This window comes from Bacillus sp. AFS002410 (genome assembly GCF_002556365.1).
Taxonomy (GTDB): Bacteria; Bacillota; Bacilli; order Bacillales; family Bacillaceae_G; genus Gottfriedia.
The window spans coordinates 104,467-119,915 of record NZ_NUEU01000002.1 but is presented as its reverse complement, the minus strand read 5'-3'; the positions used below and the strand labels follow the sequence as shown (position 1 = coordinate 119,915).

Genomic DNA, 15,449 nt, shown 5'->3' with positions numbered 1-15,449 from the left:
ATCCCTCATTACCCCAATCTTCTACACTTTAAAAGATCATCATCATGTTCATTTTTCATACCATTTGTAATTCGATTTTCCTATATAAGGAAGAATGTATCTTGTTTTACCTGTTCGGACTAGGATATAATAATTGTAAGATTTTGAACGGTCTGTAAATTTAAAGAATTATGTAGGAGGAACAGGTTGTGGTGAACGAAATGAAAGAACAAGTAAAAGTTTTTGCCCTTGGTGGGGTAGGTGAAGTCGGGAAGAACATGTATATAGTCGAAGTAGGAGATTTGATATACGTGCTAGATGCGGGTTTGAAATTTCCTGAGCAAGAAATGTACGGAATAGATCATGTTATACCTGATGTCAGTTATTTAGAGAAGAATGCTCATAAAATTGTTGGAGTTTTTATAACACATGGACATGAGGATCATATTGGTGCGATTCCATATATTATGAATAAGCTTCCTCAAGTAAAGTTTTATACAAATAAATTAGCTTATTTATTTATTAGAGAAAAATTAAGTGAAAAAGGAATAAAGAACCTTGAGCAATTTGAACTATATGATGAAAATAGCTTATTTACATTTGAGAATAGTTCTATTAGCTTTTTTAGAGTTACTCATAGTATTCCAGATTCATTTGGTTTTTGTGTAAATACAGCTCAAGGAGCGGTAGTTTATACCGGGGACTTCAAATTTGATCAATCGAAAAGTCCTTTTGCTGGTGCTGATTTAGGTAAACTTGCAATTATCGGGGATAAAGGAGTTCTATGTTTACTTTCAGATAGTACAAACGCAGAAAGACAAGGATTCTCAGGTTCAGAGAAGAAAGTAGCCGAAGAGATTAAAAAAGAAATAATGTATGCGAAGGGAAGAGTATTAGTAGCTTGTTTTTCTTCAAATATTTATCGTATTCAACAAGTTATGAATGCATGTGTTGCAGCTGAGCGAAAATTAGCAGTTGTCGGAAGTAGTATGATGAAGTCAATTGAAATAGCGAAGGAATTAGACTATTTAACAATTCCAGAGGATTTAATGATTTCTGTAGTCGATACTGATAATTTTAAAGAAAGAGATATTGTAATCTTAACAACTGGAACTCAAGGCGAGCCAATGGCAGCACTTTCTAAAATCGCAAAAGGTACACATAAACAAGTTTCAATACGAAAAGGTGATACTGTAATAATGGCATCAACGCCTATTCCAGGTAATGAAATGTTAGTAGCGTCTTCTGTTAATCTATTATTTAGAGCTGGAGCGAATGTGATTTATGGTTATAAAAAAGTCCACGTATCTGGCCATGGTTATGAAGAAGAATTGAAATTGATGCTAGAGTTGATGAAACCTACTTACTTCATACCAGTTCACGGTGAATTTAGAATGCAAAAAGCACATTCACATATTGCAGAAGAAGTAGGAATCGCAAAAGAAAATATATTTATTGTTGAAAAAGGTGACATTGTCTCATTTCACAATGGCCAAGCTACTCGAACAGAAAGAGTTGAAGCTGGGAACGTTCTAATAGATGGAATTGGTGTTGGAGACGTTGGAAATATTGTATTGCGTGACCGTAAACTACTGTCTCAAGATGGCATACTGATTGTAGTTGTCACATTTAATAAACAAAAAAGAGTGATTATCTCTGGTCCAGAAATTATTACTCGCGGATTTGTTTATGTTCGTGAGTCAGAAAAATTAATAACGAGATCAACTGAAATTGTAAAAAACATTACTGAAAAAATGTTGCAAAACGATCAAATTGAATGGACATTATTGAAAAATTCAATTAGAGACGGATTAAGTGCTTATTTATATGAAGAAACAAAAAGAAGACCGATGATTCTTCCAATCTTAATGGAAGTATAAATTTCAAAGGTTAAGCGCTTCATATTCCAAAGATGGGTATGATTTCCTTATTATTTTCACATACTAACTTGTATGAAAATGATAGGGGGAACCGTTGTGACATATTCAAATAATGAAACGCCAATACCAAACGAAGAAGCACCTCCAAAGCCAAATGATCAAAAGGACATGAGTATCGTTGAAAAAATTCAACAGTTAGGACAAACAAATGTTCCGACTAGTAATGATTCAAAAATACATTGTTTAACGATCATTGGGCAAATTGAAGGACATGTTGCATTACCACCTCAGAATAAGACGACTAAATATGAGCATTTGATACCTCAATTAGTAGCGATTGAGCAAAATCCTAAAATTGAAGGATTATTAATCATATTAAATACAGTTGGTGGAGATGTTGAAGCAGGACTTGCAATTTCAGAAATGATTGCATCCTTAACAAAACCTACTGTTTCAATCGTTTTAGGTGGAGGACATAGTATTGGAGTACCAATTGCAGTAAGTACTGATTTTTCATATATTGCTGAGACAGCTACAATGACGATTCATCCAATTCGTTTAACAGGTCTCGTAATTGGTGTACCACAAACGTTTGAATATCTTGATAAAATGCAGGAAAGAGTAACTCGATTTGTTACGAAGCATTCAAATATTACTGAAGAGCGGTTCAAGGAACTAATGTTCACAAAAGGTAATTTAACTAGAGATATCGGCTCAAATGTAGTCGGTGGAGATGCAGTAAAATATGGATTAATTGACGATGTTGGTGGAATTGGGCAAGCACTTGGTAAATTACAGGAATTAATTGATGAAAGAAAAGAAAAATCAACTAAAGAGGAGAATGAATTTTGATTCTTTATACAATTATGCCACTTGAATCGATTTATCCTGTTGATCAAAAAGAATATGCCTCACAGCAATTTATGGAATACAATGGTGTTCCTATGTTAGTTGATAGTGTTGGGGGGACAGCTTTTGAAATTAGAAGAATTGTCAGTACCGATCCAGAGCATTATATGCAATATTCACCAGGTCAAAGAATTTTAGTTTTTCCATCTTGAGGTAATTATTAACAATACATGGTAAACATATGTTCTGATATGTTATAATAAATTCAATTTAAGAAAGCAGCCAAAAGGCTGCTTTCTTTGGCGAATCTGCAAATTTAGATGGGGGTGAATTACATGGCAAAGCAGAAGCAGCAAAAGTCAAAAGCTCGAAAGTCATCAAATGGACAAGCAAAGGGACATGGCTCAATATGGTATGAAATTAGTGGATTAATATTTTTAGCACTTTCGATTGTCACAATCTTAAAGCTTGGGATAGTCGGTAAGGTCTTTGTATTATTCTTGAGATTTTTCTTTGGCGAATGGTATATGCTTAGCTTCTTATTTATTATCGGTTTATCTGCATATAGTATTATTTACCGGAAAAGACCTCCATTTGTTTCGAGTATAACGATTGGCGGATTGTTAATCTTCTTTAGTATATTGATGTTTAGTCATGTTACTCTATTTGATTTATTAGCAAAAAATAATCAATTTAAAGATCAATCTGTCATAAAGAGTACACTAGATTTATTCCTTATCGAAGCTAAAGGTAAAATTAGTACGGTAGATCTTGGTGGAGGGATGATTGGAGCGCTACTTTTTGCAGTATTATATTTCTTATTCGATCGAACTGGTGCGATTCTCTTTGGAATAATTGCTGTTGTTGCTGGGATATTGTTTATTACTGGAAAACCACTTGGCGGTTATTTATATCAATATATGATGCCAAAAGTAAGAAATACTATTTCAGATAGTTGGAAGGATTTTGCAAATTTCTGGAAGCGAGGAAGGGAACAAAAAACAACAACTAGTAGACGAGCTGAAGCAAAGCAAAAAAGAAAATCGAGAAAAGATTCATATGAAGAAACTGAGGAAGAGGTTCCAAACAATAGTATTCCGAATTATCATATTGATCATACATATGAAAATGAGGCTGTTGAACCGAAAAAAGAAATTCAAATTGAATATTCTCCTACATATCAGCCTCCTAAAGAGCCAAAATTTACCGTAGCAAGTGATTCAAATCAGATTCAAGCACAGTTTGCTGAAGAAGATGATCAATCAATAGACTTGCCAGTCGCCGAAGTTGGGATGGATGATAAAGTAGATTATGTTTTACCTTCATTGGATTTATTGGCATACCCAAAAGGCGTTAAAAAACGAGAAAATGAATCAAAATTAAAGGAAAATGCGGACAAGCTTGAAAGAACATTTCAAAGCTTTGGCGTAAAAGCAGCTGTAACAAAAGTACATCATGGACCAGCTGTTACGAAATATGAAGTATACCCTGAAGCAGGTGTAAAAGTTAGTCGAATTGTCAATTTAAGTGATGATTTAGCACTTGCGCTTGCTGCCAAAGATATCCGAATTGAAGCTCCAATTCCTGGAAAATCAGCGGTTGGAATTGAAGTGCCTAACACAAGTATAACGACGGTTTTATTAAGAGAAGTTCTCGAAGCGAAAAATCCTAAATTACAAAATCCATTAGCAGTATCGCTAGGTAAAGATATTGCCGGTGATGCTGTGTTTGCAGAGCTTAATAAAATGCCGCACTTATTAGTAGCTGGAGCAACAGGTAGTGGGAAAAGTGTATGTATAAATGGAATCATAGTTAGTATCCTAATGAATGCGAAACCTTCTGAAGTAAAACTTATGTTAATCGACCCGAAAATGGTTGAATTAAATGTTTATAATGGGATTCCGCATTTATTAACTCCAGTTGTAACGAATCCTAAAAAAGCATCACAAGCACTTCGAAAAGTTGTTAGTGAAATGGAAAGAAGATACGAGCTTTTTTCACACTCAGGAACTCGAAATATCGAAGGTTACAATGATTTAACGAAACAAAATAACGCAATGACTGATTCGAAGCAACCTTTATTACCATTTATCGTTGTTATTGTAGATGAGTTAGCAGATTTAATGATGGTAGCTTCAAGTGATGTAGAAGATTCCATTACAAGATTAGCGCAAATGGCTCGTGCTGCAGGTATCCATTTAATTATAGCTACACAAAGACCGTCGGTTGATGTCATCACTGGGGTCATTAAAGCGAATATACCATCACGAATTGCTTTTAGTGTATCTTCTCAAACAGATTCTCGTACGATCCTTGATACTGGTGGAGCAGAAAAACTATTAGGTAGAGGAGATATGTTATACCAACCTATAGGTGCATCTAAACCAACTCGAGTTCAAGGAGCATTTTTATCAGATGATGAAGTTGAAAGAGTTGTTGAGTTTTCGATCTCTCAACAAAAGGCTCAATACCAAGAAGAGATGATGGTGAAAGAGGAAAAAGATGGTAAAACTGAAGTGAATGATGATCTTTATAATGAAGCTGTTGAGTTAGTTTCAAACATGCAATCAGCCTCGGTTTCACTACTACAAAGAAGGTTTAGAATAGGTTATACTAGGGCAGCTAGATTGATTGATGCTATGGAAGAAAATGGTATTGTTGGTCCATATGAAGGCAGTAAACCGAGAGAAGTATTAATTAGTAAACCTGTAGAAGATGAACAGGCCTTATCTTAATAAAAATAAAAAAATTGTCGAAACATTATTGACAATTTTAGACATAGAATGATATTATTTCTTCAGATAAATTGATAGTCCTCATATAAATCCGGCGTTATGGGTCGGAAGTTTCTACATTGCAACCAATATTTGCAATACTATGGGGAAAAAGCATTATTATGGAGAAATGATTTTATACTTAACTAAAAATCAAAAACTCTTATAATCTAGCTTTTTCACCTAGTGAAACTGTAGATTATAAGAGTTTTTTTATGTTTAAACGAGTCAAAAGTTGTATTAAAGTAATAAAAAATAAAGCGTTTTCAAAAAAGTGTTGAAATGAGTAAAAAATAACAGTATAGTAAAGAAGGATTATACGACAGATGTCTAACAACTGATGTCTGAAATCCGAAGTTTGGGGGATGGGAAATGAAGATTAAAACCGATACCAGATTGCTTTATCTCCAAGTGATGGATCGCATAAAACAAGATATTGAGAATGGTATTTATTTGCCACATCATAAGTTGCCATCAGAGTATGAGTTATCTAAAATTTTTGGAGTCAGTAGAGCAACATTAAGAGAAGCATTAAGAGTTTTAGAAGAAGAAAATATTTTAGTTAGAAGACATGGAGTAGGGACGTTTGTTAAACCGAAACCGATTTTTAGGACAGGTATTGAACAATTAAGCAGTGTCTCAGAAATGATTATTGATGCTGGTAAAACGCCTGGTACAATCTTCTTAACTTCTAAACTATTAGTTCCTACAAAGGAAGATTTAAAAAGTTTTACAATTACCGAAGATGATCGCATGCATGTAGTTGAAAGAATTCGAACAGCAAATGGAGAACCTGTAGTTTACTGCATTGATAAATTACCAACAAATTATTTTAAACAGGTTCCATCATATGAAGATCATTCATTTTTTTCATTTATCCAAAAAGAAACTGGTCGAACGATCGAATACTCTAGTGCAAGAATTGAGCCAATAGGATACCACGATAAAGTATCCCCTTTGTTACAGTGTGAACCAGATGTTTCATTATTATTAATCGAACAGTTACATTTTGATGACTTAAACCGTGCAGTTTTACATTCTTATAATTACTTCAGAGCGGATCAGTTCAGTTTTAATGTTTTAAGAAAGAGAAATTAAACTGTATAGCCAAAATTATGTTTACGAAAAATAAGTTTTGGCTGGTTTGTAAATAATATTATCAGAAATTTCATTAAAAATTATTAGGGAGGTGGATCGTTAAGGTAACGATTATATACCAAGCTAGTACAAATGTAAATAAAAATTTAAGGGGGCAAAATTTTTATGAAGATGAAAAAAGCTGGTCTTGTTCTTTCAATGGCCTTAGCAGCAGGTACAATTTTAGGTGCTTGTGGAAAAGGTGGAGATACAAAAGACGCAAAAGGCGCATTTAAAGTAGGTATGGTAACTGACTCGGGTACAATTGATGATAAATCATTTAACCAAGGTACTTGGGAAGGAATCCAAGCAGGAGCTAAAGAATTAGGTTTCAATCTTAAGAATGATACTAAATACTTAAAACCTGCTGGAGAAACTGAAGCGGATTACTTAAAAGAAATCGGTAACTTAAATGATGCTGGCTTCAAATTTGTTATTACTCCTGGTTTTAAATTTGAAACGGCAATTTATAAAGCGCAAGATAAATATAAAGATGACAAATTTGTAATTATCGATGGTACACCACACTCTGCAAAAGATTATACGCCAGATGTAAAGAAAAACACTGTTTCAATCTTCTTCTCAGAGCATGAAGCTGGCTACCTAGCTGGTATTGCAACAGCAGTTCAATTAAAAACTGGTGATGTTGGATTTATCGGTGGTATGGAAATTCCCGCAGTTCAAAAATATAACTGGGGATTCCAACAAGGTGTTAAATATGCAAATGAAAAACTTGGAACAAGCATTTCTTTAAAAGCTAATAACGTAGTATATTCTGGAAGCTTTACAGACAAAGCAGCAGGTCAACAAATTGCAGCTCAAATGTATGACCGTGGCGTTAAAGCGATCTTCTCTGCAGCAGGTGGAGTAGGACAAGGTGCTATTACGGAAGCTAAAAACAGAGTTGCTAGTGGTAAAGAAGTATGGGTTGTTGGTGTTGACGTAGATCAATACGCTGATGGTATTTATAAAGATAACAAATCAGTAATCTTAACTTCAGCTATGAAAGGTGTAGCTAAAGCAGCTTCTGATATGGTAAAAGCTGAAAAAGATAAAAAATTCCCTGGTGGACAAACTTTAACTTATGATGCAAAAAATGACGGTATTGGTTTACCAAAAGAAAATCCAAACTTAAGCTCTGATACTTTAACAAAAGTTAATGATGTATTTAACAAAATTAAGTCTGGTGAAATCGTAGTTGCAAGTGAAAGAGGAAGTTTAATTAAGTAATTAGTAAATTTCTTTTTAATAATTGGTAGAAGAAGCATAGGAAAGGAGAATCCCTTTATATGCTTCTTCTACCCTATAAATGATTTTGAATTTTCATGCCTTAATCAATTGTAAGCACTTTTATTGGTAAAGCTTCCAATTGATTAGGGCGTGAGTTTCGGGTGAGTGAGAAAAAACCTCCCTAAAAATAAAAAATTATGAAAAATATTTCGAAATCAAGTAAAACTTTAAAAATAAATGACTTCGTAATATACAAGGAGGAAAATTATGGAATATGTAGTGGAGATGCTAAATATAACAAAAGAGTTTCCTGGCATTTTAGCGAACGATAATATTACACTACGATTAAAAAAAGGGGAAGTTCATGCTTTATTAGGCGAAAACGGAGCAGGGAAATCAACTTTAATGTCCGTCCTTTTTGGAATGTACACACCTGAAAAAGGGATTATAAAGGTCAAGGGTAAAGAAGTTAAAATCGCAAACCCAAATGTTGCAAATGAACTAGGAATTGGAATGGTTCATCAACATTTTAAATTAGTTTCAAACTTTACAGTAACTGAAAATATTATTCTTGGTCTTGAGCCAAAAAAAGGGTTAGTAGTCGATATCAAGACAGCTGCAAAGCGTATTGAAGAGCTTTCTAAAACTTATGGCTTAAATGTTGATCCATATGCAAAGATTGAAGATATCTCTGTAGGGATGCAGCAAAGGGTTGAGATTTTAAAAACATTATATCGTAATGCAGAAGTATTAATCTTAGACGAACCAACAGCAGTACTTACTCCACAAGAGATTCAAGATTTAATGAAAATAATTAAAAATTTAATTAATGAAGGTAAATCAATTATTATCATTACACATAAATTAAAAGAAATCAAAGCTGTTGCTGATCAATGTACAGTTATTCGTCACGGAAAATACATTGGTACAGTTGGTGTTAAACAAACTTCTGAATCTGAAATGGCCTCTATGATGGTCGGACGTCAGGTGTCTTTCAAGGTAGAGAAAGAAGACTCAAAACCTGGCGAAGTTGTACTAGATGTTAATAATTTAAGTGTTAAAAATAATAAAAAAGTTTTAGGTTTAAAAAATGCTTCTTTACAAGTACGTGCAGGTGAAATCGTTGGTATTGCCGGAGTTGAAGGGAATGGACAATCTGAACTTGTTGAGGCAATAACTGGATTAAGACCGATTGAAGAAGGTTCTATTCTACTAAAAGGTAAAGATATTACAAAGGATAGTATTCGTCAGAGAATTCATAGTGGTATTGCTCATATTCCTGAGGATCGTCAAAAAAGAGGACTTGTTCTTGAATATACAATTGAAGAAAATGTAGTTTTAGAGATTTATAATCAAGAACCATTTTCTAAATATGGCGTGTTAGACAAGGCAGCAATAGCTAAACATGCAAAAAAAATTATTGAAGAATTTGATGTGCGATCTGGTGAAGGTGCGAAAACGGTTGTTGAATCAATGTCTGGTGGGAATCAACAAAAAGCAATCATTGGTCGTGAAATTGAACTTAAACCGGAATTGTTAATTGCGTGTCAGCCAACACGTGGATTGGATGTAGGTTCGATTGAGTATATTCATAAGAGATTAATAGAGCAAAGAGATAGTGGAAAAGCTGTTCTACTAATCTCGTTAGAGCTTGAAGAGGTTCTTAATTTATCTGACCGCATTGCAATTGTAAATGCTGGTGAAATCATTGATATTGTTAATGCTAAAGAAACGAATGAAGATGAATTAGGATTAATGATGGCTGGTATAAGGAGAGGTGAAGGGGCATGAAAAAAGGAGGAATCATTTCTCTAATTGCCATTTTATTAGGATTAATAGCTGGAGCAATCTTAATTTTTGTTACAGGTAGTGATCCAGTAGAAGGATTTACTTATTTATTCCAAGGTGGATTAAAGGATCCGGAGCGTATTGGTAATACATTAGCAACTGCTACTCCGTTAATTTTAACTGGACTTTCTGTTGCATTTGCATTTAGAACAGGTTTATTTAATATTGGTGCAGCTGGTCAAATGCTTTTTGCAGGGTTTTGTGCTTCTGCAGTAGGTTTAACTGTTGATTTGCCTACACTAATCTTAGTTCCCTTGATGGTTATTGTAGCATTTATCGCAGGTGCAGCTTGGGCATTTATTCCAGGATTATTAAAGGCAAGATTTAATGTTCATGAAGTAGTTTCAACAATTATGATGAACTGGATTGCTTATTGGACTGTTTATTATTTAGTTCCACAATATTTTAAAGGTAGTACAGAAACTGAGTCAAAAATGCTTGCAGACTCTGCTACTTTAAAAATGCCATTTTTATCTAGTTTATTTGGAGATTCATATATAAACTTCGGGTTATTTGTTGCAGTTATTATGGTAATCGTTATTTCATTTATCATAAACCGCACAGTATTAGGTTATGAATTAAAGGCTGTAGGTTATAACCGTAGTGCAGCTGAATATGCAGGGATTTCTGTAAACAGAAATGTTATTTTATCAATGATGATCTCAGGTGGACTAGCTGGTTTAGCTGGTGTAGTTCAATTCGCTGGTAACTCTTCATTAATTCAAATTGGTGTTTTACCTACTGAAGGATTCGATGGAATTGCAGTAGCACTTTTAGGAATGAATACGCCAATCGGAGTATTTTTCTCAGCTATATTCTTTGGAATCTTATATTCTGGTAAAGGTTTTATGAGTGCAATGACTTCAATTCCACCAGATATCGCTGATGTTATTATTGCAATCATTATCTATTTCTCAGCAACGAGTATTTTAATTAAAAAAGTTATTGATCGAGTGACTAAATCACGCAAGTACAAGGACAGCAATGTAGGAGAGAAGGTGAAATAAGGCATGGATTTAATTATACAAATTTTCCCATATGCAATTGCCTATACGATTCCATTATTAATCGTAGCATTAGGTGGTTTATTTTCTGAGCGAAGCGGTGTCGTAAATATCGGTTTAGAAGGATTAATGGTTGTCGGAGGTTTTTCAAGTGCCTTAACAATTTCTAAACTTCAAGAAACTCATCAAGGAGAAACATGGGTAATCTGGGTAGGAATTCTAGTTGCAGTTCTTGCAGGTGCTTTATTTTCACTATTACATGCATTCGCAAGTATTAATTTACACGCTGATCAAGTAATTAGTGGTATTGCAATCAATATGATTGCTGGTGCTTTAACGATTTTCTTAGCTAGAAATATAACTGGATCAGGTAATATCAGCATTAATGGTATTACTCGTACAGATATTCCATTATTAAAAGACATTCCGATACTTGGAGATTTATTCTTCAAAAATACGTATTCGACAACATGGTTAGTAATCGGGATTTTATTAATTAGTACATTTGTACTTTATAAAACTCGTCTTGGTCTTCGTCTACGTGCATGTGGTGAATATCCTCAAGCAGCTGATGCAGCGGGTATTAATGTATACCGTGTTCGTTATTTAGGTGTAATTATTTCAGGTGCATTTTCTGGATTAGGTGGAGCTATTATCTTAGTAACTTACTCTGGCGAATTTACAGGAAGTGTAGCAGGTCTTGGTTTCTTAGCGATTGCTGCATTAATTTTTGGACAATGGAAACCACTTGGAATTTTAGCTGCAACATTATTCTTTGGTGTTGCTACAACAATTGCCAATGTATCGCAAGTTATTCCAAGTTTGGCTCATATACCACCACTAGCATTAAAGCTATTCCCATACGTAGTAACTTTAATTGCGCTAGTAATATTCTCAAAATCTTCACAAGCACCAAAATCTGTTGGTGTTGCTTATGAAAAAGGTAAACGATAAATAATATTTTCTTAGAAGCCTCCTATATTATATATAGGAGGCTTTTTTTTAGTCAGTTTTGAAAATTCATTAAAATATGGTTTAAAAGGAGGTACTGAAAATAGGAACTTTCTTTTTTATTTGAAATAAATATTTTGGGTAAACTAAGCAGTAGGTTTTATTTTTGGTAAATTTAGAGATACAATGAAGATATTGGAAATAAATATGAGTAAATAATAATTGACTAAGGAGGGTTCAATTTGAATTTGTTACAATACAAAAACAGTGATATTAATGGCATTAAACTACATGTGGTTACGACAGAAAAATTTAAAACAAATTCGATTACACTAAAAGTACGTGGAAAACTTGAAGAAGATACAGTATCGTACCGTGGAATTTTACCTTATGTATTACAAAGTGGTACAAAAGATCTTCCTACTAATGGTGAAATTAGAAGGAAATTAGAAGAATTATACGGTGCAACCTTCTTTGTAGACGTCTCAAAAAAAGGTGATTATCATGTCATGTCTTTTACAATTGATGTTGCAAATGAAAAATACCTTTCAAATCAAAGCTCTTTATTAAATGAGGCTCTTTCGCTTATAGCGTCAATATGGCAAAATCCATTTTTAGAAAATGGTGCATTTTCAGCTAAACATGTTGAAACTCAAAAAAGAACGCAAATACAACGAATCCAGTCGATTAACGATGATAAATTGAAATTTGCAAATCAACGACTAGTGGAAGAAATGTTTAAGGATGAGCCATATGCGTTACTTGCAAATGGAAAAACTGAGGATGTTAATTCAATTACTGCTGAATCACTTTATAAATATTATGAAAAAGCCCTGCAAGAAGATTTAATTGATCTTTATGTTGTTGGTGATGTTGAATTTGATCAATGTAAACAATTGGTTGAAGAAAACTTTCGAAATACTACAAGTGAGAAAGTCACTGTTGATACTGTAAAAGCAACTCCAATTAGTTCACCTAATGAAGTAATTGAAGAGCAAAAATTGAATCAGGCTAAGCTACACATTGGCTATACAACTGAAATTTCCATCAAAGACCCAGACTATTTTGCACTTCAAGTGTTTAATGGGCTTTTTGGCGGATACTCACATTCGAAATTATTTATCAATGTACGAGAAAAAAACAGTTTAGCATACTATGCTGCTTCGCGTTTTGAAAGCCATAAATCAATCTTAATGGTAATGTCAGGTATTGCATCTGAAAACTATGAAAAAGCAACGACAATCATTGCTGAGCAGCTAGAAGAAATGAAAAAAGGAAATTTCACAGAAGCAGAAATTGATCAGACAAAACTAGTTATCAAAAATAGCTTATTAGAAAGTATGGACACGGCTTATGGAATAATTGAAACTTTATTCAATGATCAGGCAGCAGGTAACGAACGTCCGATTGAAGACTGGATACCTGCAATTGAAAAAGTTACAAAAGATGAAATGGTAGCTGTAGCTAATAAAATAAAACTGCATACAACTTATTTCTTAAAAGGTCAGGAGGGAGCATAATGGAAAAAAAGTATTTTGAACAATTGAATGAAACTCTTTATTTCGAAGAGCTTGAGAACGGATTAAAAGTATATATTCTTCCGAAGCAGGGTTACAACAAAACATATGCGACCTTTACTACTAAATATGGTTCGATTGATTCTGAGTTTATTCCATTAGGAAAAGATGAAAAATTGGTTGTACCAGATGGAATTGCTCATTTTTTAGAGCATAAATTGTTTGAAAAGAAAGATGGAGATGTATTCCAGGTTTTTAGTAAACAAGGTGCTTCTTCAAATGCATTTACGAGTTTCACGCGAACAGCTTACTTATTTTCAGCTACGAATAATGTAGAACAGAATTTAATAACATTAATTGATTTTGTTCAAGAACCTTATTTTTCTGATCAAAGTGTTGAAAAAGAAAAAGGAATCATTGGCCAAGAAATTAAAATGTACGAAGATAATCCTGATTGGAGACAGTACTTTGGGATGATTGCTAATTTATATGGTAAACATCCAGTTAGAACTGATATTGCTGGTACGGTTGAATCAATATCAAAAATTAATAAAGAATTATTATACACTTGTTACGAAACATTTTATCATCCAAGCAATATGTTATTCTTTGTTGTTGGTCCGGTAGATCCTGAAGAAACAATGAATTTAATTAGAGATAATCAAAATAAAAAGACTTTTAAAGATGCTAATGAAATTAAGAGATTTTTCCCAGAGGAAACTCCTGAATCTGCAGAAAAGAAAAAAGTATTACATATGAATGTCCAATCATCGAAAGTACTCGTTGGAATAAAGGACTTTTCTGCGCCTAAAGGTGGAAGCGAATTACTAAAACACGAATTATCTATTTCCATCCTACTAGATTATTTATTCGGAAAAGGTTCAAATACGTATCAACAAATGTATGAAGATGGTTTAATAGATGATTCGTTTTCATATGATTACTCTGCCGAAAATGGTTTTGCGTTCGCAATTATTGGTGGAGACTCAACTTCACCTGAGAAACTTTCTGAAAAAATCAAAGAAGTCTTATTAGACACTAAAAACCATGACTGGGAAAAAGAAATTGTCGACCGGGTAGTTAAAAAGAAAATTGGAGGATTTTTACGTTCATTAAATTCTCCAGAATATATAGCGAATCAATTTACAAGATACGCATTTTTAGATATGCATTTATTTGACATAGTATCTGTGTTACAATCGATCTCGATAGAGGATTTAAAAGCAAGTGCAAGTCATCTAATTAATGATGACTATATGAGCGAATTTTTCGTTCTTCCGCATTAAATGAGTTTTAATTACTAAAAGCATCCTTATTAGGGTGCTTTTTATTTAAAATGGGGAAAAAACTAAATAAGCAGATTTAAGGGTATATTAAGATAATAAATATATACTTATTACATAATATGCGTAATAAATAGATTCTTTGTCGTAACAAATCCCTAATAATGTTTAAACCCCTTAAATCTGCCTTTAATATGGAGATTAGTATGAGAAAAAGAATATTAGTAATAGGAGCTAGTGGAGACATAGGCTTGGCTATTTCAAAAAAAATAATAAATGAAAAACATGATTTAGTTGTCCACTTTAACAGTAAGAAAGAGCCACTTAACGAAATCCTAGAACTAGCTAGAGAGCATGAATTAAAATGCCAATTAGTTCAAGCGGATTTATCAGAAAAAAATGGCGTTGATGTTTTAACGTCACAAATTGTTGATCAGATTGATTCAATTGTTTATGCGTCTGGATTTTCGATTTACGGACTAATTAATGAAGTAAGTGATCAAGAAATTGATCAATTAACTCAATTACATATTAAAAGCTTGATAAAAGTAGTCAATTATTTTCTTCCAAATATGGTGGCGAAAAAATCTGGAAGCATTGTTGTAGTTTCTTCTATATGGGGGCAAATCGGTGCATCTTGTGAAGTGCTATACTCTACAACTAAAGGTGCTCAAAATGCATATGTAATGGCTCTAGCAAAAGAATTAGGGCCAAGCAATATAAAAGTAAATGCAGTCGCGCCAGGTGCTGTAAAAACGAATATGTTAAATTCATTTACGGAAACAGATTTAATCGAAATTGCAAATGAAATACCGATGAGTAGATTAGCACTACCAAGTGAAATCGCCAATACGGTAAATTTCCTAATTTCCGAACAATCTTCCTATATAACTGGTCAAATTCTTGGAGTAAACGGCGGATGGCACACTTCTTAAAAAAATTTCGAGTCGAAAGTTATTTATTTCACATATTTTACCTTTTATATTATGGTGAAATC

At 33.4% G+C, this 15,449-nt stretch carries 12 protein-coding genes and 1 riboswitch; all 12 genes read left to right on the top strand.

Annotated features, from left to right (window positions below; translation table 11 throughout):
- Positions 1-200: 200 nt before the first annotated feature.
- The 12 genes from CN692_RS02570 to ymfI all read left to right on the top strand — a co-directional run bounded on the left by CN692_RS02570 (position 201) and on the right by ymfI (position 15,387).
- Entirely contained in the window at positions 201-1,859 is a 1,659-nt protein-coding gene (locus CN692_RS02570; RefSeq protein ID WP_098117765.1) for a ribonuclease J, read from the top strand.
- 168 nt (positions 1,860-2,027) lie between these two features.
- Complete coding sequence (locus tag CN692_RS02565) at positions 2,028-2,711, top strand: ClpP family protease (RefSeq protein ID WP_257131817.1); 684 nt, start codon at positions 2,028-2,030, stop codon at positions 2,709-2,711.
- Positions 2,708-2,920 carry a YlzJ-like family protein gene (locus CN692_RS02560; RefSeq protein WP_098117456.1) on the top strand — a complete coding sequence of 71 codons (213 nt, stop codon included), beginning with the start codon at positions 2,708-2,710 and terminating at the stop codon, positions 2,918-2,920. The genes CN692_RS02565 and CN692_RS02560 overlap by 4 nt, the downstream gene beginning before the upstream one ends.
- Before the next feature lie 123 nt (positions 2,921-3,043).
- Complete coding sequence (locus tag CN692_RS02555; RefSeq protein ID WP_098117455.1) at positions 3,044-5,443, top strand: DNA translocase FtsK; 2,400 nt, start codon at positions 3,044-3,046, stop codon at positions 5,441-5,443.
- A gap of 61 nt (positions 5,444-5,504) precedes the next feature.
- Positions 5,505-5,606, top strand: a riboswitch (purine riboswitch).
- 248 nt (positions 5,607-5,854) lie between these two features.
- Positions 5,855-6,580 (top strand): GntR family transcriptional regulator, encoded by a 726-nt coding sequence (locus CN692_RS02550; protein WP_098117454.1) that lies wholly within the window; start codon positions 5,855-5,857, stop codon positions 6,578-6,580.
- Positions 6,581-6,751: 171 nt separating this feature from the next.
- Positions 6,752-7,849 carry a BMP family lipoprotein gene (locus tag CN692_RS02545; protein WP_218923278.1) on the top strand — a complete coding sequence of 366 codons (1,098 nt, stop codon included), beginning with the start codon at positions 6,752-6,754 and terminating at the stop codon, positions 7,847-7,849.
- Between the two features lie 267 nt (positions 7,850-8,116).
- Positions 8,117-9,640 (top strand): ABC transporter ATP-binding protein, encoded by a 1,524-nt coding sequence (locus tag CN692_RS02540; RefSeq protein WP_098117452.1) that lies wholly within the window; start codon positions 8,117-8,119, stop codon positions 9,638-9,640.
- Complete coding sequence (locus CN692_RS02535; RefSeq protein WP_098117451.1) at positions 9,637-10,704, top strand: ABC transporter permease; 1,068 nt, start codon at positions 9,637-9,639, stop codon at positions 10,702-10,704. Before CN692_RS02540 ends, CN692_RS02535 begins: the two co-directional genes overlap by 4 nt.
- A gap of 3 nt (positions 10,705-10,707) precedes the next feature.
- Complete coding sequence (locus tag CN692_RS02530) at positions 10,708-11,655, top strand: ABC transporter permease (RefSeq protein WP_098117450.1); 948 nt, start codon at positions 10,708-10,710, stop codon at positions 11,653-11,655.
- A gap of 245 nt (positions 11,656-11,900) precedes the next feature.
- Entirely contained in the window at positions 11,901-13,172 is a 1,272-nt protein-coding gene (gene yfmF / locus CN692_RS02525; protein WP_373605009.1) for an EF-P 5-aminopentanol modification-associated protein YfmF, read from the top strand.
- Entirely contained in the window at positions 13,172-14,455 is a 1,284-nt protein-coding gene (gene yfmH, locus CN692_RS02520; RefSeq protein WP_098117448.1) for an EF-P 5-aminopentanol modification-associated protein YfmH, read from the top strand. The genes yfmF and yfmH overlap by 1 nt, the downstream gene beginning before the upstream one ends.
- A 203-nt stretch (positions 14,456-14,658) precedes the next feature.
- Complete coding sequence (gene ymfI / locus CN692_RS02515; protein WP_098117447.1) at positions 14,659-15,387, top strand: elongation factor P 5-aminopentanone reductase; 729 nt, start codon at positions 14,659-14,661, stop codon at positions 15,385-15,387.
- Positions 15,388-15,449 lie beyond the last annotated feature (62 nt).